Below are 22,120 nucleotides of genomic sequence, written 5' to 3' on the forward strand. Positions count from 1 at the left end.
CAAGCTCTATTGTTGGCTATGCTCATTATGTTCCCTGAGATAGCCTTATTTCTAGTAAAATAGCAACATTCAAAATTAAAAAAGCAGATCGTAGTGATCTGCTTTTTACTATTTTCCATGAGGATTTCTTGTATCAGCATCAACTAAATTGCGCATTAGCAAGGCATAATCAAGTTGAATATCTTGTGGCACATCTAAAAAGACAAAGTGTCCATCGCCAAGTGCGGCATCAACTGGCTCATTTTTACGATTGATCATGCGTTCAATTTTAAAAATCACATTGCCTTTTGGTGTCATTAATTCCACTTCATCGCCAAGCAAGAATTTATTTTTAACAGCAACTTCAGCCATACCTTGTTCGTTACGTTTACCAGTAAACTCGCCAACAAATTGTTGGCGCTCAGAAATAGAATAGCCATAATCATAATTTTGGTATTCATCATGAGTATGACGACGTAAGAAACCTTCCGTATATCCACGATGTGCAAGGCTTTCTAAGGTATCCATTAAGCTTTCATCAAAAGGTTTACCTGCGGCCGCATCATCAATAGCTTTGCGATAAACTTGCGCTGTTCTTGCACAATAATAGAACGATTTTGTACGCCCCTCAATTTTCAAAGAATGAACGCCAATTTGTGACAGTTTTTCCACATGTTGTACTGCACGTAGATCTTTGGAGTTCATAATATAAGTACCATGTTCATCTTCAAAGGCTGACATTTGTTCTTCTGGGCGTTGGCTTTCCGCGAGCAAGAAAACTTTACTTGTTGTATCGCCTTCGCCTAAAGTCGGTGCAACATTTTTGACTGGAATTTCTTCGCCCACATTGACAATATTGCCCACTTCGTCTTCTTTACCTTCGGTTACAGAATATTCCCAACGACAAGCATTAGTGCAAGTGCCTTGATTTGGATCACGCTTGTTAATATAGCCTGATAATAGGCAACGTCCTGAATATGCCATACATAATGCGCCATGTACGAATATTTCAATTTCAATATCAGGAACATGTTGACGGATTTCAGCAATTTCTTCTAAGGAAAGTTCACGCGATAAAATGACACGAGTTAAACCCAATTGTTTCCAGAATTTTACCGTAGCCCAGTTTACTGCATTGGCTTGCACTGAAAGATGAATATCAATATCAGGGAAATGTTCACGCACCAACATAATTAAACCTGGATCGGACATGATCAAGGCATCAGGTTGCATATCAATGACAGGTTGCAAGTCTTTGATAAAGGTTTTTAATTTGGAATTATGCGGTGCAATATTTACTACCACATAGAATTTTTTACCGAGCGCATGGGCTTCATCAATACCAATTTTCAAATTAGCATGATTAAATTCATTATTACGCACACGCAAGCTATAACGAGGTTGACCGGCATATACCGCATCTGCGCCATAAGCAAACGCATAACGCATATTTTTTAATGAGCCAGCTGGAGATAATAATTCTGGTTTAAATTGAGTTGTCATAAATTTTCTCTTAAGTCTGATTACAAGTCAGTAGCTCGACAAGGCAAGCTATTTGGGCGCCTTATTTTAGGCTGATTTTATGGCTTGTAAAGGAAAATATCAGCCGAGTAATCAGATCTTTACACAATTATGACCGCACTTTTATTCTTGTTTTTGGCGCCAATAAGTTGCAAAACGAGGTAGCCCATTTTTTGTTAAGCCACGATATTTATAGGTAACAATTGAATTGATTGCTGGGGGATTTTGACGTTCCGCTAAAGTAAACCCTGAACCAATTTTGAAAACACCTCGATGATTTTGACAACTAATGGCACCTAACATATTTTCAAATTGTCCTTTGCCTTGATGATGTGCAATGACAGTACATTCTTCATCAAGTGCGGTCTTTAATTTCAGAATTTGTGAACTTCGTTTTCTCTCGTAGGGAGCATTGGGATTGCGTAGTACAATGCCTTCGCCTTGTTGCTTTTCCACTTGTTGCAAAAATTCTTGCACTTGTTGCTTGGTTTTAATTGGGATTTGTTCAATGATTTGAATGTAAGGTGTAGGATTTTTAGCTAGATATTCTTGTAAAACTGCTAAGCGCTCAAATAAATTTCCTTGTGCATTGGGCACATCAAAAACATATAACTTTATATTTTCCCAGCCTTTATCTTTTTTAGAGCGCACAATAGAGGAGATTTTTTCAAATTGATTACGTTCGGTAAAAAGTTCGCCATCAATGGCAAAAGGGGGAAAATCTCGCAGAAAATAGTGCGGCGCCTTAATGACTTTATTTTGTCGGGTAAAAAGTTGTTCTCCGTCCCAATAGCCTCTAACCCCATCTAACTTTTCGCTCATGACCCAACCACTCACATCTTGATTTTTATAGCTTTCGAGCAACATTAATTCTGGCGTTTTTGTATATGCTTGGGGAATAAATAACATGAAAAAAGAACACAATAGTGCTAATACTCGCATGATTTCTCCTAATCTTCGTTTGAATTTGGCGCATTAATATAAAGAGATGAATTTTAAAAGGTTATGGAGTTGAGCGGTTTTTGTGAGGAAGATCGTAAAATCACAGAAAATAGAGGAGAAAAATGTGGTTAATAGGATAGTTAGAGGGCGGAGATTTCCGCCCATTTATTATTTAGCGTTTTGATTTCTTAATAAATTTCATTAAACGCTTACGTTTACGCAACTGGTTAGGTGTCAGTTTATTACGGCGACCCGCAAATGGATTGTTTCCTTCTTGGAACAGTAAACGAATTGGCGAGCCGATAATTTTTAAGCTACGGCGATAATAGTTAGATAAATATCGCTTGTAGCTATCTGGTAAGCGCTCAATTTGATTACCATGAACAACAATAATTGGCGGATTATAGCCACCTGGGTGCGCATATTTCAGTTTAATTCTGCGTCCTCCCATCATTGGCGGTTGATGCTCATCTGTTGCCATTTGTAGAATACGAGTCAGCAAAGAGGTTGTCATTTTTTGTGTAGCACAAGCATAAGCCTCTTTAACACTATCAAATAAATTGCCCACACCACTGCCATGTAAAGCCGAAATAAAATGTACACGAGCAAAATCAATAAAATCTAAACGGCGATCTAATTCAGATTTCACTTGATCTTTTACATCTTGATTTAAACCGTCCCATTTGTTGACTACAATCACCAAAGAACGCCCCGCATTTAAAATAAAGCCTAATAAAGATAAATCTTGATCGGAAACACCTTCTCTCGCATCAATGGTCAATAACACCACATTAGCATCTTGAATGGCTTGTAAGGTTTTGATTACTGAGAATTTTTCTACTGTCAAATGTACTTTGCCACGTTTACGCACACCAGCGGTATCAATGATAGTGTATTGTTGCCCATCTCGCTCCATTGGAATATAAATACTGTCACGAGTAGTGCCCGGTAGGTCATAAACAACCACACGATCTTCGCCTAAAATGCGGTTAGTTAGCGTAGATTTCCCCACGTTTGGGCGACCAACAATGGCGATTTTGATATTTTTATCTTCGATTTCTTCTTGTTCTTCAGCGAGGGCATCATCAAGCAGTTGTGCGTCTTCTTCATTCTCAAAGTCAAAATCTTGATCCCACTCGTCAGCATTTTCCTCTGAATTTTCCACCGCACTTTCTGTTGCCTGAGCTAAATTCATGCTTTCTGCGATAGGGGTAAGAACTTGTTCCATAAGCGCACTTACGCCACGACCTTGTGAAGCAGCAATTTGTGCAATTTCGCCTAAACCTAATTGATAAAATTCAGCACAATGAGAGTCCGCATCGATACCATCTGTTTTATTTGCTACTAGCACTGTGGTTTTATTTTGGCGTTGGCGTAAATATTGAGCGATACCAATATCAGCGGAAGTTAAGCCAGCACGAGCATCAACAAGGAATAGAACAATGTCAGCTTCTTCAATGGCAAGTAAGGACTGTTCCGCCATTTTTTCTTCTACGCCTTCTTCTGTGCCATCAATACCGCCGGTATCAATTACAATAAAGTCATAGCCGTTGAAATGTGCTTGTCCATATTTTCTATCTCGTGTGAGACCAGGGAAATCAGCCACTAAAGCATCACGAGTACGAGTTAAGCGATTAAATAATGTCGATTTACCTACATTTGGGCGACCAACTAAAGCTACTACTGGAGTAGTCATAATAAACCTCTTTGGTTTCTATTAATGTGTATATGTTAATAGGTACGTTATGTCAAAAATGCTGGCTATTATAGCGGATTTTAGGTGAGATGAGAAATAATAGGGGAAATGCTATTTTGAAAAAATAAGCTTAAGGTTTATAGAAAACCCTAAGCTTATTAAAGTTTTTTACTTGTGTTTACCAACGATAGCTTACATTAACGCCAAAATTAGTTTCTGAATGTTGAGAGCCATATTTCTGTAACTTAAGATTAGAACCAACAGTCAAGCCATTGTTAAAACGTTTTTCAAGTCCTGTAGAAAGCCCATAAATAACATTACTTGAACCTACTTTATGGTTATTTGCAGAATAGTTAGATTGAGATAATGTCATATCATCATTGATTAGCGCAACATTAGGGCGAATATTTACGCTCACATCATTAAATTTATATTCTACATTGAAACCCACATCACCAGCATATAAGGTTCGTTTATTGACTGCTACATCTTCATCAATTAAGGTTCTTGATGAACGTGAAACATAGGCACCGAGAGATGGGCTAATACTGAGCTGTTCATTAAGTTTTAGTTGATAAGCATAATTGACATAAGCATCAATGTTATTATTACGCTCTAACATATTTTGATGTTTCACACCGCGATAGCGTACAAATCCAGAAACTTGGTGAGCATCTTTTTGATATTGTGCTCTAATACCTGTTTCATAGCTATCCAGATCTTTATGGCGATGCTCAAAGAATAAACCTACTTTAAAGTTATCGCTTAGTGCAGCATTCGCACCTAAGGATAATCGGTTATATTTCGAACCTACATCATAATGGGCAAACACATTATCAAAAGAGCGGTATAAAATATCATGGTTATATTCATTGAGTGCTTGAGCCGATTTTGCATATTTATCAAAATCTAATTTAGTATTTGTTAAGGCTAAAAATCTACTATGTAAATCATCATATAAGCTATTTATACCAAGGTAATCAAGATAGGTTGTATCATCAGGCGATGTAATACGATTTACATCTGCAAGACCAGCAGAAAAGAAACGACTGGATGAAGGTAAAGCGTTAGCCACTGCTTTAGCTTTTTCTTTAAGATCATTGGTTTTTTCTTTTAAGTCCTCCATTGCACCATCGATAGCAACAGATAATGGAATTGCATAATCGTTCGCTTTACGCATTTTTGCAATTAACTCATCTTTCTGTGCTTTATTTAGATTATCCATGGCATTAATTTTTTCAATTTCTTCAGCCATTACATCAGGCAAATTCCACTCTAATGCTTTCGCCTCTATTTTTTCCATTAAGTTAGTAAGGTTTTTGACGGTAATATCGCCGTCATCTTCATAAGCAATAAATAAGTTTCCGTCTTTATAAGCAAGAGATGAGTAACCTGCTCCAGCCGCATTTCCAGAACCTGGACGAATAATTTCAACTTGATATTTATGGTTAGGATCTTTAGCATCTAGCATCCAAAGTGCCAGGTTACCACGAGACCAGTTATCGTTATTACCATTTGGTTTAGATACCAATAATACTTTACGACCATTAGGCAAAGTTACATAAAGAGAAGAACCTTGCGTTGTCTGAGATGTGGTACCACTAAAACCATTTACAGGGGTAAATTCATGCCAAGTTTCTCCTAAGTCAGTTGTATAGTATGCCCATCGGTTATTGCCTCGACCTGTCACTACTAATTTTCCAGGCTCAACTTCAAAAACCATGTTTTCTAGGGATTGTCCATTCATTGAAAGTGGTGTTTTTGTTGCCTTCATATCCCAAGTTTTTCCATTATCCGTAGAATACATGAGTGTTGTTGCAATAAATGTATTTGTACGGTTTGGACTACCCGCAGTATTAGAATTTTGGTGCGTAGTTTGGATAGGAAATACTAAGGTTCCATCACGCATCACAATACCTGAACCTACCCCACCCAAGAAACCAATAACTGGATTTCCATTCCCTTTTTGTACTTTTGAAAACACCTCTGGATTACTCTGTTTACTAAATTCAGCATTTTTCCCCCAAGTATGACCATCATCGGTAGATTTATATATTGTTGTAGCCCATACATTATTATTGAAATACTTTATACGATCTGTATTCCAGTTATGCACTCCATTAGCCCAGTTACCGTGCATTACATATAAGCTGCCATCAATAGGGTTGTGTAAGATCGTAGGGTCCATTGCACGACGTCGAGGATCTTTACCTACATCAAAGGTCCAAGCTGTTTTCCTAGTCCAAGTATGCCCACCATCTTCTGAGATTGCGATACCTGGATCGATTCGATTTTGGTCATTAGCCCCATTCCATCTTAAATCAAACATAACAACCAATTTATTATCCTCAGTAATTGTCATAGCAGGAATTCGGCTGTAATGTAAATTTACAGTGCCTGGTGCTTCACCATTAGGACCCACTCCTTCCCAAGGTTTACTAGGGACATTAACTGTAAAATTATCAATCCCTTTTCTTTTTGTAATATTAGTAAGGTTTTCATTTAAATCAGCTTTCCAAAAACTGTTCGCATGCAATGTTGAAGATAAAGCAAGAAAAATAAGCGAAGGGATAAAGGCATTTTTTAGACGAAACTTTTTCATTTGAGCTCCTTAAATTATTTAAAATTATGAGTTTCTAGGGTGGATATAGATTAAAGGATATAAATGAAAAATTCTGTGAGCTGTGTAACATTTGTGAAAAAAAACACCAAAATTTTTACTTTAAATGGAGTTTTGCTATATTTTTAAAGAAAATATAAAAAAACTGTAAATTTTATAAAAAATATTGAAAGTTTGATTTTATTTGGGGCTGGGTATATAAAAATGGTGGACTTTTGAATTGCCCACCATAAGAAGAAAGGATTTTATTCTGCAGAGAATTCACACATAAATTCTTCTGCTTTTTTAACCATTTCTTTTGAACCAATAAAGAACGGTACTCTTTCGTGAAGTTCTTTTGGTTGAATGTCTAAAATACGATTTTTACCATCGCTTGCAATGCCGCCCGCTTGTTCAGCAAGGAAGGCCATTGGATTACCTTCGTACAATAAACGTAATTTACCGTTTGGATAAGTTGTTGCACTTGGGTAAATATAAATTCCGCCTTTGAGCATATTGCGGTGGAAGTCAGAAACAAGTGAGCCAATATAGCGTGAGGCATAAGGACGGTTGGTGGACTTATCTTCTTCTTGGCAATATTTAATGTATTTTTTTACCCCCATTGGGAATTTTAAATATTGTCCTTCGTTAATGGAGTAAATTTTGCCACTTGGTGGAATTTGAATATTTTCATGGGATAAACAAAATACCCCTAAAGATGGATCGTAAGTAAAACCATTTACCCCGTTACCTGTGGTGTAAACAAGCATGGTTGATGAACCATAAACGATATAACCAGCAGCAACTTGTTTATGTCCCGGTTGCAAAAAGTCTTCTAAGGTGACAGGCGTTCCAATTGGAGAAACTCGGCGATAAATAGAGAAAATAGTACCAACGGCAACATTAACATCAATATTTGAAGAACCATCTAGAGGATCAGTGAGAATAACATATTTGGCATTGCGCCCACGTTCTGTATCAAAAGCAACGAAATTTTCTTCTTCCTCTGAAGCAAAGCCAGCAACTTCTTCTCTCGTGATTAAAGCCTGTTTCATCGTGTTATGAGCAAACAAATCTAACTTCATTTGTGCTTCGCCTTGAACATTTTCAACGCCAGAATTACCGATAATATTATTAGTTAAACCAGCCTTGTTTATATCTCGATGAATGATTTTAGCCACTAAGCGTAAGGACGATAAAATCCCAGAGAGTTCCCCCTTTGCGTTGGGATATTCAGCTTGCTTTTCTACAATAAATTGTCCTAATGTTTTCATAATTTTGATCCTTCTATATTTAAATTTACTCTCAGTTGGAGTTGATTTATTATAGCAACCTTCATTTTGAACGAATAAATTGATTTCTAACAATGTGATCTATCACACATTTTTTAATGAATTTGAGGGAAGAGATATAAATGCACAATAAACATATTCATATTTTGGGTATCTGCGGTACTTTTATGGGCGGTGTAGCCATTATTGCAAAACAAATGGGCTATAAAGTAACTGGTTCAGACACCAATGTGTACCCACCTATGAGCACTTTCTTACAACAAAATGATATTGAAATCATACCGCACTTTGAGGTTTCTCAATTACAACCAGCACCAGATTTAGTGGTAATTGGCAATGCCATGAAACGTGGTAATCCTTGTGTGGAATATGTGTTGGAAAATAACTTGCCTTATATTTCAGGTCCACAATGGTTACATGATCATTTATTACGTGATCGCTGGGTATTGGCAGTATCAGGAACCCATGGCAAAACCACGACAACAGGTATGTTAAGCTGGATTTTGGAGCAAAATGGCTTACAACCGGGTTTTTTAATTGGTGGTATTGCAGGTAATTTTGGTGTTTCCGCTCGCTTAGGTAATAGCCCATTTTTTGTTATCGAAGCAGATGAATATGACACAGCATTTTTTGATAAACGTTCTAAATTTGTTCATTACAATCCGAAAACCCTGATTATCAATAATCTTGGTTTTGATCACGCTGATATTTTTGACAACCTACAAGCTATTCAACGTCAGTTTCATCATATGATTAGAACGATGTCAAAAAGTGGGCGTATTCTTGCTTTTGCAAATGAGCAATCAGTTAAAGAAACCTTGGATATGGGATATTGGTCTGAAACACAATTTGTCGGACAAGAGCAAGAGTGGTACGCAGAAAGACTGACACATGATAGCTCACATTTTGCTGTCTATCACAAAGGTCAAAAAGCTGGCGAAGTGCGGTGGAATATTGTAGGGCAGCATAATATGCACAATGCATTGATGGCGATTGCTGCAGCTTATCATGCTGGTGTGCAAGTTGCAGATGCTTGCCAAGCGTTAGCTTCTTTTGTTAATGCGAAACGCCGTTTAGAAGTAAAAGGCGAAGTGAACAATATTACGGTTTATGATGATTTTGCTCATCATCCAGCAGAAATTCTTGCAACTTTAACCGCACTTCGCGATAAAGTTGGTGGGGGCGTACGTATTTTGGCTGTGTTAGAACCAAGATCAAATACCATGAAAATGGGCGTGCATAAAGATGAAATTGCCCCAGCTTTAGCAAGAGCTGACTATGTATTTTTATTACAACCAGACAATATTCCTTGGGATGTGGTTGAAATCGCCAATGATTGTGTGCAGCCAGCAAAATGGTCAGGTAATTTAGATAATTTAGTGGATTTAATTGCTGCAGAGGCACAACCAACAGATCATATTTTGGTAATGTCAAATGGGAGTTTTGGCGGAATTCATCAAAAATTATTAGATAAGTTACAACTGAAAAATAAATAATTTAACTGAGTTTATAGGCGAAAATTTTCGCCTATTTTTTGCGTAAAGATATTTGGGACAATAGCCAGTATATAAGTTAATTGAGCATATAAATAAAAGTGCGGTATCAAAATCATATGACTCGAATATAAACAGTAATTTCTTCTCTATCATGATAAAGATGTTTTGCTTGTAATTGAAAAGAGATATTTTGTTTGGCTAAGCTCTCTTCGATTTGCTCTAAGCATTGTTGAACTTCAATATAACGTTTTTTCATTGGTAATTTTAAATTGAAAATGGTTTCCTTACACCAACCTTTGATAAGCCATTGACTGATTAAATTCGCTATTCTACGTGGTTGTTCAACCATATCACAAACTAGCCAATCAATTTTACGGCGCTTAGGTGGCTGAAATTTAAAACCGTCTTCAGCACAATGCTCAATTCTGCCTGTTTCATGTAAGCTAGCAGCCATTTTGCCATGGTCCACTGCATATACAAAAACGCCACGTTTAACTAATTGATAAGTCCAACCACCAGGACAAGCACCTAAATCAACGGCATATTTATTTTCATTCAAGCTGAGTGCTTCTTGCTCACGAGGAATAAAATGCAGAATTGCCTCTTCTAATTTTAGGGTTGAACGACTAGGTGCTTCGGCTGGAAATTTTAATCGTGGGATGCCCATAATATGTTCAGAGTGGTTATTGTTATAAGAATAGCCAACATAACAACTATTAGGCTGAGTGAAAAAAATATGCAAGGTTATACCGCTCTTTTTGTTTTTAGCTTGTAACCAACCTTGCTTTTTGAGGGCTTGACGAAGAGGAACGGTAAATTTCCGACAAAAAGTAGCCAATGTTTTTGCGTCATTTGTATCCGCTGTTTCAACCCAAATATCAGAGCTTTGCATGAGATTAATATGATTGCTTACTTGTTGATATTGCGCAATGATTGGCGTTATTCGATCTTGTTGTGGTAAATCTTGAATTTGCTCAGAAATAACCATCATTTGTCGAGCAAAAATGAGTTGATTAAAAGGAATTTTTCTAGCCAAAAGATCTGCATCACCAGCTTGATAACATTCAAAAATAACATAAGCGGAATTTTCTACTACTCTGGCAAAACCAAAGACACCAAGTGCGGTTGCTTTTTCAGTTATTTCTGCGGCTAATTCTTTCTCAAAGCCACTGCGGCAATATAATGCTAATTTATTCATATTCATTTTTTATCGCTTGTATAATCCATTGACGGAATAGGTTTATCTGCTCGTTATTTGATCTATTTAAGTGATTAACGACATAAAAAGATTTTGGATCAGGTAAAGATTCATCTAATATCACTTGTAGATTTCCATTGTCAATTTCATGTTGTGCTAGAATTTTATTTGCTAAAACAATACCTTGCCCATGAACTGCTGCTTGTAGAGCCATAAAAGTATGGCTAAATAAAGGACCGTGCTGAATATCTAGATCCTCAATTTTTAATAACTGCGCCATATTACGCCAGTTGTCGCGAGTATGGATATGGATTAATGTATGTGCATGTAGATCTTTTTCTTGGGTTACTGGTTGTTGTTGCAATAATTTAGGTGAGGCAAGCAATAATAGATTTGCATCAGCCAATTTTTCAGCTTGTAAACCGTCCCAATTTCCTTTTCCATAATAAATAGCAATATCAATTTCGTTATTTAAAGTAACCTCATCTTGATCTTCGCCTTTAAGACGTACTTCAATATCAGGATATTGCTGGTTAAATTCACTTAATTTAGGCACTAACCATTGCATTCCGAAAGTTTGTGGAACACTAATAGAAAGATGCGGTTCATTTTTTTGGGTTATTAATTTTGTTGTTGCATTAGCAAGACTATTTAAAATTTTACTGACATCAGTAAAATAAATTTTACCCAATTCGGTTAATTCTAAAGAGCGATTTTTGCGCTTAAATAATCTAACGCCTAAAAAATCCTCTAATAATTTTATTTGATGACTCACAGCAGCTTGAGTAACAAAAAGTTCATCGGCAGCTTTTGTAAAACTTAAATGCCTTGCGGAACTTTCAAAAGACTTCAATGAATTCAATGGAGGCAAACGTTTAAACATAATTCTTCTCAATTTTATTTTTTTAGATTATAATAGTCAGGATTTTATTCGGATTAGTTTTTCTAAAATATCATATAAAAAAATATCAGTTGTCTGACCAGTCCATTCCCCATAAAATGCACGCATACTTAATGATTGGTAATTCCTTACTGGTTAAAGAGTTTCGGACTTAAGTATGATGTTGTGTTTGCATATTGTTCGGGAAACCGAACCGAGTAACAAATTTTGAGTTACTCATTCACTTCCTGTATATTTTAAACCATTTTTTAGGTTACATACCGCTCTTCTAAGAGCGGTATTTTTTCATGGGCGCAATTCTAACATAAAATTGCCTTAGCTTATTCATTCCATTCAATAAAATCCTTTTAAATATTTTCAATACCCAGTTTTCAACCCGCTGAGAATGGTGTAGATTAAATTCCACTATTTGATAAATATAAATAAGGAAGTAAAAATGAGTAAAAATATTGATTGGGAAAATCTTGGTTTCAGCTATATCAAAACAGATTATCGCTATATTGCTTATTGGAAAAATGGTGAATGGTCAAAAGGCGAATTAACCCAAGATAATGTCTTACATATTAGTGAAGGCTCAACTGCATTGCATTATGGCCAACAATGCTTTGAGGGCTTAAAAGCTTATCGTTGCAAAGACGGTTCAATTAACTTATTCCGCCCAGAACAAAATGCGCTGCGTATGCAAAAAAGTTGCCAACGTTTGTTAATGCCTGAAATACCAGTAGAAATGTTTGTAGATGCTTGTAAACAAGTTGTGAAAGCAAATAAAGACTGGCTAGGTCCTTATGGTTCTGGTGCAACACTTTATTTACGCCCATTTTTAATTGGCGTTGGCGATAATGTTGGCGTTAGTCCTGCACCTGAATATATATTTTCCATCTTCTGCTGTCCTGTTGGTGCCTATTTTAAAGGCGGCATGAAACCCACTAATTTTATTGTTTCTGACTATGATCGTGCTGCACCACAAGGCACTGGAGCCGCGAAAGTTGGCGGAAATTATGCAGCAAGTCTTTACCCAGGAAAAATGGCTAAAGCACGCAATTTTGCTGATTGTATCTACCTTGATCCAGCGAAACATACCAAAATAGAAGAAGTTGGCTCTGCAAATTTCTTTGGTATAACCAAAGATAACAAATTTGTTACCCCATTATCGCCATCAATCCTACCTAGTATTACTAAATATTCTTTGCTCTACTTAGCAAAAGAGCGGTTGGGAATGGATGTGGTTGAAGGAGATGTTTATATCGATCAACTTGACCAATTTAAAGAGGCTGGAGCTTGTGGAACAGCAGCAGTAATTACGCCAATTGGTGGTATTCAATATGGCGATAATTTCCATGTATTTTATTCCGAAACAGAAGTGGGCGAAGTAACAACTAAACTTTACAATGAATTAGTCGGTATTCAATTTGGCGATGTTGAAGCGCCAGAAGGTTGGATTGTTAAAGTGGAATAATTAAACGAAAAACAAACCGCACTTTTTGAGGTTAAATCAGAAAGTGCGGTTGTTTTTTTAATCTCTTTTCCTATTGAGAAGCCACCAAATTAGCACAATAAAGAGTAGGCTTGGAATGAGAGCTGCGAGAGCTATAGGAATATCATATAGAATGCTTAATCGCCCAAAGATTTCATTAATAACGTAGAAGAGGAAACCGAAAAAGATCCCAGTTACAATTCGTGCTCCAGCTGTAACGCTGCGTAAAGAGCCAAAGATAAAAGAAAGCGCTAACATCATCATGACTGCCACAGAAACTGGCTGAAAGATTTTTTGCCAAAAAGTGAGCTCAAAACGTTTCGCATCTTGCCCTGTTTCTTTCATGAATTTAATGTAATTATATAATCCACTCATAGATAATGATGTCGGTCGCAAGGAGGCAATCCCTAGCTTATCTGGTGTTAAGTTTGTATTCCATGTATCTCTAAGTCTACTAATAGTTTTTATCTCATCATGAGAAATCTCTGACTGATTAATGTTACTTAACTCCCATTTTCCATTTTCAAAACTTGCTTGATTAGCGTGAATGACCTGTTTTAATTGGCGATGATCATCAAAGCTATAAACATAAATATCGTTTAATTTAATATCATTGGTAATACGTCTTACATAGACAAAATCATTGCCATCTTTTGCCCAGATCCCATTTTTGACAGAAAGCATAGAGCCACCAGAAATTGCTTTTGAGCGCATATTTCTTGCGAATTGTTCAGTCTGTGGAATTCCCCATTCTCCAATTAGCATCGTAATAAGTACCAGTGGCAATGCCGTTTTCATTACTGCCAAACCAATTTTAAAACGGGAAAATCCAGCGGATTGCATCACAATAAGCTCACTACGGCTAGCAAGGTTACCAAGAGTAATTAGTGAGCCTAATAAGGCTGCCATAGGAAAAAATGTTTCTATGTCTTTAGGCATGGTTAATAGAGTAAAAAGCGTTGCTTGAATAACATCATAAGTTCCCTTGCCAACGCTACGGAACTGCTCAACAAATTTAATAATCGCTGACAAGCCTACTAACATTAATAACGTAGCAAAAATAGCACCTAAAATATTTTTTCCAATATAACGATCTAAGGTATTCATTATTTTCATTTTTGATTACCTTTGTTTGTATTGAAGTTAAATAAATGACGAATTTTATACATAAAAGCGCTATTCCAACTATTCAATAAAATTGCTAAGCATAAGAAGAAAATACTCACTAATGGCATGAAAATATTAGCATCAATTTTGCCAGAAGCGCCTGCCGATTTTAATGAGCTTTGTAGTAAGAAATAAATTAAATAGAGTAAAAGTGCGGGTAAAATTTTGGCAAAGCGCCCTTGACGAGGGTTAACTCTGCTCAATGGAACCGCAATCAGAGCCATAATTGGCACTGCAAAAATTAAGGTTAAACGCCAATGTAGCTCCGCTTTTGCCGCGGGTGATTTGGAGTTAATTAATTCTTGTAAACTTAAAACTTCTGTTTCAGATGTATCAGCATCTGTCGTTTTATAACCTAAATAAGCTTGATATTGGTCAAAATGAGTAATACGAAAATCGGGTAGAACCGCTGAGCCTTCAACCCGTTGGCTATTTTCCAAACTAAGAACTTGATCGCCATTAGGTAGTGCCTTTAATTCACCACTTTCAGCAACAATAACAGATGGCTTTTGATTTTTCTTATTTGTCATTTGAAAAACATAAATATCTTTAATTTTGTTATCTTCGATTTCATCGATAAATAACACAACATCTGTATTTCCAGCACTGACAAATTGTCCAGATGCTAAGGCTCCCATTGTTGGGTTGGCTTTTGCATCTTCAATAATTTGAGCTTGTTTTTGAATTGCCCAAGGGGATAAATAGAGTGCATTATAGGTTGCAAGTCCTGCTGTTAAGACAGATAAAATTAATGTTACTCGCACTAAAATACGTTGCCCTACACCACAAGCACGCATAACGGTAATTTCACTTTCTGCATACAAGCGCCCAAAGGTTAGCAATATAGCAATAAATAAGCAAAGAGGAAGCATCAGCTGTGCCATTGCAGGCATGCCCAAACCAAGTAAAGAAAAAACTAAATCAGCAGGAATTTTGCCGCTGGTGGCAGAACCTAAAACACGAACAAGTTGTTGGCTAAAAAAGATCAGTAAAAGAATAAATAAGATCGAAATTTGGCTTTTAAAAACTTCTCTAGTTAAATATCGAGTTAATATCACTGAATTACCTACATTTTTCTTGCAATTTTTTTAAAAAGCAGTAGTTTACCGAAACAAATAACAGTCGCGTATGATAGCGTATTTTTTAATTGAAAACAGTAAATTCGTGAGGTTTAAATGAAATATAGTGTAAAAAACACCGCACTTTCTCAAATCAATAGCAATATTATTTTAGTGGTATTTGAGGGTGGGGTGTTATCCCCTGCGGCAGCAGAATTTGATCAGCTTAGTCAAGGCTATTTAACCCAGTTAATTCAAGTAGGTGAGCTCAGTGGAAAACAAGGGCAAGTATTGATTTTACGAAATGTTGCTAATTGCCAAGCGCAACGTATTTTTGTTGTGGGTTGCGGAAAAAAAGATGAGATAACAGAGCGTCAATATAAGCAAATTATACAAAAAGCTATCCAAGCTGTTCATGATACGCAAGCAACGGAAGTGGTGAGTTTTTTAAATGAAGTTGAACTGAAAGATCGTGATGTATATTGGAATATTCGTTTTGCTATTGAAACTATTGAGGCAAGTTTATATAAATTTGATGCGTTCAAAAGTAAAAAAACGAACGAAAGTGCGGTCTTAAATGAGGTTGTTTTTAATGTTCAAGATGAGTTGCAACAAAATGCACTTTTGGCGATAGCGCATGGACAGGCTATTGCACAAGGCGTGAAGTCAGCAAAAGATATTGCTAACTACCCACCCAATATTTGCAATCCAACTTATCTTGCAGAACAAGCTCAATCTTTAGCTCAATATTCAAATTTGATTAAAGTGCAAGTGTTGGGCGAAAAAGAAATGGCGGAATTAAATATGACGTCTTATTTGGCTGTTTCGCAAGGCAGCCAAAACGAAGCAAAAATGTCAGTTATCGAATATCGTAATCACCCAGACAAAAATGCTAAGCCTATCGTTTTAGTGGGTAAAGGGTTAACTTTTGATGCTGGCGGTATTTCCTTAAAACCAGCAGATAGCATGGATGAGATGAAATATGATATGTGCGGTGCGGCTTCTGTATTTGGTGTAATGCAAGCCTTGGCTGAATTAAAATTGCCATTGAATGTGATTGGTGTGCTAGCTGGCTGTGAAAACTTACCAGATGGTAATGCCTATCGCCCAGGAGATATACTAACTACGATGTCAGGATTGACGGTGGAAGTGTTAAATACTGATGCTGAAGGACGCTTAGTTTTATGCGATGCGCTGACTTATGTTGAACGTTTTGAGCCAGAGTGCGTGATTGATGTTGCGACTTTAACGGGGGCTTGCGTGGTGGCATTAGGTCAACATAACAGCGGCCTAATTGCGACCGATGAAAAACTGGCTAAAGGATTATTAAATGCAGCGGAGCAAACCACGGACAAGGCTTGGCGTTTACCTTTAAGTGAAGAATATCAAGAACAGTTAAAATCTAATTTTGCGGATCTTGCTAATATTGGTGGGCGTTGGGGCGGAGCGATCACAGCTGGCGCATTTTTAGCTAATTTCACGAAAAACTACCCTTGGGCACATTTAGATATTGCTGGCACAGCTTGGTTGCAAGGCGCGAATAAAGGTGCAACAGGACGCCCAGTAAGTTTACTTACACAATTCTTAATTAACCAAGTTAAATAACTGAAAAATCCCCCTGTTTTTAGGGGGATTTTTTATAGCTGAATTTCTCGACGTCCGATTAGTGAATGGCTTAGGGTTGTGCCATCTACGGTTTCTAATTCTCCACCTACAGGAATACCATGAGCAATACGGCTGACTTTTATATTATGTTGAAAGCACATCTCCGCAATGTAATTGGCAGTAGCTTCGCCTTCAACAGTAGGATTGGTTGCCAAAATAACTTCATAAAAACTTTCATTTTGTAAACGCTTTTGCAATAAATCCAAACCAATTTCTTTTGGTCCAATCCCGTCTAAAGGCGATAAATGCCCCATTAACACAAAATAGCGCCCAGAAAATTGCCCCGTTTGCTCAATGGCAGGAATATCCGAAGGTTGCTCTACAACACAAAGTAACCCTGAATTTTGCCGTCTTGGATTATTGCAAATAGCACAACTATCCTCCTCAGTGAAAGTACGGCAATGATTACAATGACCAATTTTTGACATAGCTTCCGTTAAAGCTCTGGCTAAATTCATACCGCCGCTTCGATCACGTTGTAATAAATGATATGCCATACGCTGTGCAGATTTCGGGCCAACGCCCGGTAGGCAGCGTAAATGTTCAATAAGATTTTCTAATAGAGGACTACTTTGCATAACTAATTTCTAGTATTAAAAAAATGGACGCAAATATTGCGCCCTATTGATAAATAAACTGATTTAGAACGGCATTTTAAAACCAGGAGGTAAAGACATTCCTGCTGTTACTGATGCCATTTTTTCTTTTTGCATTTCTTCAGTACGGCGAACTGCATCATTAAATGCCGCCGCAATAAGATCTTCTAACATTTCTTTATCGTCTTCCATTAAAGATGGATCGATATCAATACGGCGACAATTATGCGCACCATTAATAGTAATTTTAACTAAACCAGCGCCAGCTTCGCCTGTGACTTCTAATTGTGCAATTTCTTCTTGCATCTTTTGCATACGCTCTTGCATTTGCTGAGCTTGTTTCATCAAGTTGCCTAAGCCACCTTTTCCAAACATAATTTTTCTTCCATTTTAGTTAATCAAAAACGCTGGGCATTTTAGCGAAAATTTAGCGAATTTGGAATAGGCTGGCTTTATGTTAGAATGGCGCGCTTTCATCAACTAACAAAAGTTACTAGTCAATGCGATTATTTATAGCAGAAAAACCAAGCCTTGCTCGAGCTATTGCCGATGTATTGCCAAAGCCTCATCAACGAGGCCAAGGTTTCATAAAGTGCGGTGACAAAGATTATGTAACTTGGTGTGTTGGACATTTGTTAGAGCAGGCTGAGCCAGATGCTTATAATTCAGCCTTCAAACAATGGCGTTTAGAGCATTTGCCGATTATTCCGCAAAAATGGCAACTATTGCCTAAAAAAGAAGTGAAAAGCCAATTAGATGCTGTGCTTAAATTAATTCATCAGGCGGATATTTTAGTCAATGCAGGCGACCCAGATCGTGAGGGGCAATTATTAGTTGATGAGGTATTTAGTTATGCCAACTTGCCAGCAACAAAATTAGCCGAAATTCAGCGTTGTTTAATCAGCGATCTCAATCCAAGTGCGGTAGAAAAAGCAGTCAAAAAATTACAGCCGAACCAAAATTTTATCCCTCTTGCTACATCAGCCTTAGCGCGTGCCAGAGCCGATTGGTTATATGGCATTAATATGACAAGGGCTTACACTATTCGTGGGCGTCAATCAGGCTATAACGGTATTCTCTCTGTTGGAAGAGTGCAGACGCCAGTGTTGGGGTTAATAGTGCGCCGTGATTTAGAAATTGAGCATTTCCAACCAAAAGATTTTTTTGAAGTGCAAGCCTTTGTAACCACAAAAGAAGAAACACCACAAAAATTCACCGCACTTTGGCAACCAAGTAAAGCTTGTGAAGATTATCAAGATGAAGAAGGGCGAGTATTATCTAAGGCTTTAGCGGAAAATGTAATCAAACGTATCAGTGAGCAACCTGCGATCGTTACGGAATATATTGATAAAAGAGAAAAAGAAACCGCTCCTTTACCTTATTCACTTTCGGCATTACAAATAGATGCGGCGAAACGTTATGGCATGTCGGCACAAGAAGTACTAGATACTTGTCAGCGCTTATATGAAACTCACAAATTGATTACTTATCCACGCTCTGATTGTCGCTATTTACCCGAAGAGCATTTTGCCGAGCACCATGCTATTTTGCACGCGATTTCAGCACAAAGTCCTTTGTATCAAAAACTTCCTGATATTGTTGATGCTGAGCTTAAAAATCGTTGTTGGAATGATAAAAAAGTTGAGGCACACCATGCCATTATTCCAACGGCAAAAAACAAAGCTGCGAATTTAAATCAAAATGAGCAACAAATTTACAATTTAATTGCTCGCCAGTATTTAATGCAATTTTGCCAAGATGCCGAATATCGTAAGAGTAAAATTACCTTAAATATTGCGGGAGGGACGTTTGTTGCACAAGCAAGAAACTTGCAAATTGCAGGCTGGAAACAGCTTTTAGGTAAAGAGGATGAAAATGAACAGCAAGAACCTTTGCTCCCTATTGTGAAAAAAGGCGATGAATTATTTTGTGAAAAAGGCGAGTTGCTCAGCAAAAAAACACAAGCGCCGAAACCTTTTACTGATGCTACTTTACTTTCTGCCATGACAGGTATTGCACGCTTTGTACAAAATAAAGAATTGAAAAAAATCTTGCGTGAAACTGACGGATTGGGTACAGAAGCAACCAGAGCTGGCATTATTGAGTTACTTTTTAAGCGAGGTTTTTTGTATAAAAAAGGACGTAATATTCACAGTACCGAAACAGGTAGAATACTTATTCAAGCTTTGCCCGATATTGCAACACAACCTGATATGACAGCACATTGGGAGGCTCAGCTAGACAGTATTAGTCGTAAACAAGGTTCTTACCAACAATTTATGCAAAACTTAAATGAGCTTTTACCTGAACTATTAAGATATTTTAATTTTTCTGCATTACGTCAGTTAGGAAAGTTAGCTAGAGAGGATAAAAAGCCACCACCAAGAAAAAGTGCGGTTAAAAAAGTTTAAGTTTTGTCTGAAATTAAAACAATTAATGGGAATTTTATTAAAACTACTTGCGAAGATTTTCGATATTAGATAGTATTCGCACGTTATTTTTATTGTGAATATTATTTAATTTAGAGAGAAGAAATAATGTACCAAATTTTACTTGTTGCTTACTTAATTATTGCTATTGCTTTAATTGGTTTTATCCTAATCCAACAAGGGAAAGGCGCTAATGCAGGGGCATCATTTGGTGGTGGCGCATCAGGCACCGTTTTTGGAGCTGCTGGTGCTGGTAATTTCTTATCTCGCACAACTGCTGTTTTAGCAACCGCATTTTTTGCTATTAGTTTAGTGATTGGTAATATCAATTCACATCGCAACAATGTTGAAACTGGTAAATTTGATGATTTATCAAAAGTTGCCGAGCAAGTTCAAGAAAAACAACAAAGCGCTCCAGCAGTTGATAAAAAAAATAGCGACATCCCACAATAAACAATCTAAATTCAATTTAACGCTCTGATGGTGGAATTGGTAGACACGCTATCTTGAGGGGGTAGTGTCCATAGGACGTGCGAGTTCAAGTCTCGCTCAGAGCACCAAAAACAGAAAGATCGCAATTTTGCGGTCTTTTTTTTTCTTTCGTTTTCTTTCGCATTTATAAAGTGAACCCTTATCAGATAAGGCTTTAACAGCGCTTTCTCTTTTTGTGTTCTTTCGTGTTCTTTCGTGTTGATATGTTTACAGCAACAAATAATAAGGGTATAAATGGGGGTACGATTAAGGGTACATACCCAAAAACCCTAAATCATATAAAATCGTACCCTTATTATCGAGATAAACCCTTATGGCAAAAGGCACTAGCGAATTGACTGCTACACAGATAAAAAATGCAAAACCAAGAGAAAAAGACTATAAATTAATGGACGGTAAAGGGCTTTTTTTATTGGTAAGAAAGAACGGATCTAAATTATGGCGCTTTAGATATAAAAAACCATTCACAGGCAATCAAACAGATTTAGGCTTAGGCACATTCCCCGAAATATCACTATTACAAGCAAGAAGAACGAGAGAAGACTATCTAGTCCTACTTGCTCAAAATATCGATCCAAAACAACACAAGGATCAAACAGAGCTATTAGAACAGCAACGCATTTCTAATACTTTTAAAAGTGTGGCTGAGAGTTGGAGAGATAGCAAGCAAGATAGCATTAAGCCTTTAACATTAAAAAAATACTGGAGCATTGTAGAAAAGTATTTATTGTCAATGTTATCGGATTATCCAGTTGCAGATATTACCCCTATTATTGCTAAAAACGCCTTAAATACCCCTTATAAGCAAGGTAAAGCGGAGATATTTAGAAAGTCTATAAAACTGCTCAATGCTATCTTAAATTATGCGGTATATTCCCTTTTTATCATTCCTATTAATCCATGTTCAAATATAAATACAGCCTTTGAGCCGCTTAAGCGTGGCACAAACCCTAATATTAATCCTGATGCATTACCTGAATTTTTAGATAGATTAGAACATTCAGATTTAAACCTAATTACTAAATATTTAATTCAATGGCAACTTCTCACAATGGTAAGACCAAATGAAGCAGTTACAGCGGAATGGGGAGAGATAGATATTAAAAAGAAATTGTGGATCATTCCACCGCATAAGATGAAAAAGACTAAAGCAAACGAAAATAAGCCGCATATAGTCCCGTTATCATCACAGGCTTTAGAGATATTAGAGAGAATTAAACAGCTTAATTATAATTCTGTTTATGTGTTCCCTAGTTTGAGAACCACCAGTAAGCATATTAATAGTCAAACAGTAAATAAAGCGATTAGGGATAATCTAGGCTATAAAGAGGAACAAACAGCGCACGGATTAAGAAAAATCGCTAGCACTTATCTACATGAAAAAGAAGTTTTACCCGATGTTATAGAAATGTGCTTAGCTCACACCATAGGAGGAATAAGGGGAGTATATAATAACGCTGAGTATCTCAAGCATAGGGCTAGAGCCTTGCAATTATGGGGCGACTATGTAGAACAATGCAGACTAAAATCAAAATCTAAGCATTTAAAGATTGTGGCATAAGCCTATAACCTGATTAATAAAGAGCCTTGTTATTCCTGATCTGACCCCAAAAAG

17 protein-coding genes and 1 tRNA gene are annotated in these 22,120 nt (G+C 37.0%); 7 read left to right on the forward strand and 11 right to left on the reverse strand.

Annotation, left to right across the window (positions count from 1 at the left end):
- Nucleotides 1-108: 108 nt before the first annotated feature.
- The 5 genes from trhP to fbp form a co-directional block, all read right to left on the reverse strand.
- Nucleotides 109-1,482: a prephenate-dependent tRNA uridine(34) hydroxylase TrhP gene (gene trhP / locus B0186_RS08520; RefSeq protein ID WP_078218935.1), complete on the reverse strand. Its 1,374-nt coding sequence runs from the start codon at nucleotides 1,480-1,482 to the stop codon at nucleotides 109-111.
- A gap of 141 nt (nucleotides 1,483-1,623) precedes the next feature.
- Nucleotides 1,624-2,442 (reverse strand): DNA ligase, encoded by an 819-nt coding sequence (locus B0186_RS08525; protein WP_078218936.1) that lies wholly within the window; start codon nucleotides 2,440-2,442, stop codon nucleotides 1,624-1,626.
- A 172-nt stretch (nucleotides 2,443-2,614) separates the two neighbouring features.
- Complete coding sequence (gene der, locus B0186_RS08530; protein ID WP_078218937.1) at nucleotides 2,615-4,138, reverse strand: ribosome biogenesis GTPase Der; 1,524 nt, start codon at nucleotides 4,136-4,138, stop codon at nucleotides 2,615-2,617.
- Nucleotides 4,139-4,316: 178 nt separating this feature from the next.
- Entirely contained in the window at nucleotides 4,317-6,740 is a 2,424-nt protein-coding gene (locus tag B0186_RS08535; protein WP_078218938.1) for an exo-alpha-sialidase, read from the reverse strand.
- Nucleotides 6,741-7,003: 263 nt separating this feature from the next.
- The gene (fbp, locus tag B0186_RS08540; protein ID WP_078218939.1) at nucleotides 7,004-8,011 is read right to left on the reverse strand and encodes a class 1 fructose-bisphosphatase; all 1,008 of its coding nucleotides are present in this window, start codon (nucleotides 8,009-8,011) and stop codon (nucleotides 7,004-7,006) included.
- 140 nt (nucleotides 8,012-8,151) lie between these two features.
- Between fbp and mpl the strand changes: the two genes are divergently transcribed.
- A complete protein-coding gene (gene mpl, locus B0186_RS08545; protein WP_078218940.1) occupies nucleotides 8,152-9,525 on the forward strand; it encodes a UDP-N-acetylmuramate:L-alanyl-gamma-D-glutamyl-meso-diaminopimelate ligase in 1,374 nt (457 codons plus the stop codon).
- Nucleotides 9,526-9,637: 112 nt separating this feature from the next.
- Here the strand turns inward: mpl and rlmM are convergent, their stop codons facing one another.
- Nucleotides 9,638-10,723, reverse strand: coding sequence for a 23S rRNA (cytidine(2498)-2'-O)-methyltransferase RlmM (gene rlmM, locus B0186_RS08550; protein ID WP_078218953.1), 1,086 nt, complete (start codon nucleotides 10,721-10,723; stop codon nucleotides 9,638-9,640).
- On the reverse strand, nucleotides 10,716-11,606 hold the full coding sequence (locus tag B0186_RS08555) for a transcriptional regulator GcvA (RefSeq protein ID WP_078218941.1): 891 nt from the start codon (nucleotides 11,604-11,606) through the stop codon (nucleotides 10,716-10,718). The genes rlmM and B0186_RS08555 overlap by 8 nt, the downstream gene beginning before the upstream one ends.
- 436 nt (nucleotides 11,607-12,042) lie before the next feature.
- On the opposite strand from B0186_RS08555, the gene B0186_RS08560 reads away from it, so the two are divergent.
- Nucleotides 12,043-13,080, forward strand: a complete 1,038-nt coding sequence (locus tag B0186_RS08560) for a branched-chain amino acid aminotransferase (protein WP_268875291.1) — start codon at nucleotides 12,043-12,045, stop codon at nucleotides 13,078-13,080.
- Between the two features lie 57 nt (nucleotides 13,081-13,137).
- Here the strand turns inward: B0186_RS08560 and lptG are convergent, their stop codons facing one another.
- Nucleotides 13,138-14,205, reverse strand: coding sequence for an LPS export ABC transporter permease LptG (gene lptG / locus B0186_RS08565; RefSeq protein WP_172459669.1), 1,068 nt, complete (start codon nucleotides 14,203-14,205; stop codon nucleotides 13,138-13,140).
- 5 nt (nucleotides 14,206-14,210) lie between these two features.
- Nucleotides 14,211-15,323 carry an LPS export ABC transporter permease LptF gene (gene lptF / locus B0186_RS08570; protein ID WP_078218943.1) on the reverse strand — a complete coding sequence of 371 codons (1,113 nt, stop codon included), beginning with the start codon at nucleotides 15,321-15,323 and terminating at the stop codon, nucleotides 14,211-14,213.
- 117 nt (nucleotides 15,324-15,440) lie between these two features.
- Here lptF and B0186_RS08575 point away from each other — a divergent pair, with 117 nt between their 5' ends.
- On the forward strand, nucleotides 15,441-16,928 hold the full coding sequence (locus B0186_RS08575; protein ID WP_078218944.1) for a leucyl aminopeptidase: 1,488 nt from the start codon (nucleotides 15,441-15,443) through the stop codon (nucleotides 16,926-16,928).
- Between the two features lie 32 nt (nucleotides 16,929-16,960).
- Here the strand turns inward: B0186_RS08575 and recR are convergent, their stop codons facing one another.
- Nucleotides 16,961-17,566 carry a recombination mediator RecR gene (gene recR / locus B0186_RS08580; RefSeq protein WP_078218945.1) on the reverse strand — a complete coding sequence of 202 codons (606 nt, stop codon included), beginning with the start codon at nucleotides 17,564-17,566 and terminating at the stop codon, nucleotides 16,961-16,963.
- 63 nt (nucleotides 17,567-17,629) lie between these two features.
- Entirely contained in the window at nucleotides 17,630-17,959 is a 330-nt protein-coding gene (locus B0186_RS08585) for a YbaB/EbfC family nucleoid-associated protein (protein ID WP_078218946.1), read from the reverse strand.
- A 125-nt stretch (nucleotides 17,960-18,084) separates the two neighbouring features.
- Between B0186_RS08585 and B0186_RS08590 the strand changes: the two genes are divergently transcribed.
- From B0186_RS08590 to B0186_RS08605, 4 genes are all read left to right on the forward strand, one after another.
- The gene (locus B0186_RS08590; protein WP_078218947.1) at nucleotides 18,085-19,995 is read left to right on the forward strand and encodes a DNA topoisomerase III; all 1,911 of its coding nucleotides are present in this window, start codon (nucleotides 18,085-18,087) and stop codon (nucleotides 19,993-19,995) included.
- Between the two features lie 126 nt (nucleotides 19,996-20,121).
- Entirely contained in the window at nucleotides 20,122-20,466 is a 345-nt protein-coding gene (secG, locus tag B0186_RS08595; RefSeq protein WP_078218948.1) for a preprotein translocase subunit SecG, read from the forward strand.
- A gap of 21 nt (nucleotides 20,467-20,487) precedes the next feature.
- Nucleotides 20,488-20,573: transfer RNA gene (locus tag B0186_RS08600), tRNA-Leu, on the forward strand.
- Nucleotides 20,574-20,818: 245 nt separating this feature from the next.
- On the forward strand, nucleotides 20,819-22,066 hold the full coding sequence (locus B0186_RS08605; RefSeq protein ID WP_078218949.1) for a tyrosine-type recombinase/integrase: 1,248 nt from the start codon (nucleotides 20,819-20,821) through the stop codon (nucleotides 22,064-22,066).
- Nucleotides 22,067-22,120 lie beyond the last annotated feature (54 nt).

Source organism: Canicola haemoglobinophilus (assembly GCF_002015075.1).
Classification (GTDB): Bacteria; Pseudomonadota; Gammaproteobacteria; order Enterobacterales; family Pasteurellaceae; genus Canicola; species Canicola haemoglobinophilus.

Coding starts and splice junctions, on each gene's coding strand:
- secG (WP_078218948.1), top strand. CDS start 20,122: ATGTACCAAATTTTACTTGTTGCTTACTTAATTATTGCTATTGCTTTA.
- B0186_RS08585 (WP_078218946.1), bottom strand. CDS start 17,959: ATGTTTGGAAAAGGTGGCTTAGGCAACTTGATGAAACAAGCTCAGCAA.
- B0186_RS08605 (WP_078218949.1), top strand. CDS start 20,819: ATGGCAAAAGGCACTAGCGAATTGACTGCTACACAGATAAAAAATGCA.
- mpl (WP_078218940.1), top strand. CDS start 8,152: ATGCACAATAAACATATTCATATTTTGGGTATCTGCGGTACTTTTATG.
- B0186_RS08535 (WP_078218938.1), bottom strand. CDS start 6,740: ATGAAAAAGTTTCGTCTAAAAAATGCCTTTATCCCTTCGCTTATTTTT.
- der (WP_078218937.1), bottom strand. CDS start 4,138: ATGACTACTCCAGTAGTAGCTTTAGTTGGTCGCCCAAATGTAGGTAAA.
- fbp (WP_078218939.1), bottom strand. CDS start 8,011: ATGAAAACATTAGGACAATTTATTGTAGAAAAGCAAGCTGAATATCCC.
- lptG (WP_172459669.1), bottom strand. CDS start 14,205: ATGAATACCTTAGATCGTTATATTGGAAAAAATATTTTAGGTGCTATT.
- recR (WP_078218945.1), bottom strand. CDS start 17,566: ATGCAAAGTAGTCCTCTATTAGAAAATCTTATTGAACATTTACGCTGC.
- B0186_RS08555 (WP_078218941.1), bottom strand. CDS start 11,606: ATGTTTAAACGTTTGCCTCCATTGAATTCATTGAAGTCTTTTGAAAGT.
- rlmM (WP_078218953.1), bottom strand. CDS start 10,723: ATGAATAAATTAGCATTATATTGCCGCAGTGGCTTTGAGAAAGAATTA.
- B0186_RS08575 (WP_078218944.1), top strand. CDS start 15,441: ATGAAATATAGTGTAAAAAACACCGCACTTTCTCAAATCAATAGCAAT.
- B0186_RS08590 (WP_078218947.1), top strand. CDS start 18,085: ATGCGATTATTTATAGCAGAAAAACCAAGCCTTGCTCGAGCTATTGCC.
- trhP (WP_078218935.1), bottom strand. CDS start 1,482: ATGACAACTCAATTTAAACCAGAATTATTATCTCCAGCTGGCTCATTA.
- B0186_RS08525 (WP_078218936.1), bottom strand. CDS start 2,442: ATGCGAGTATTAGCACTATTGTGTTCTTTTTTCATGTTATTTATTCCC.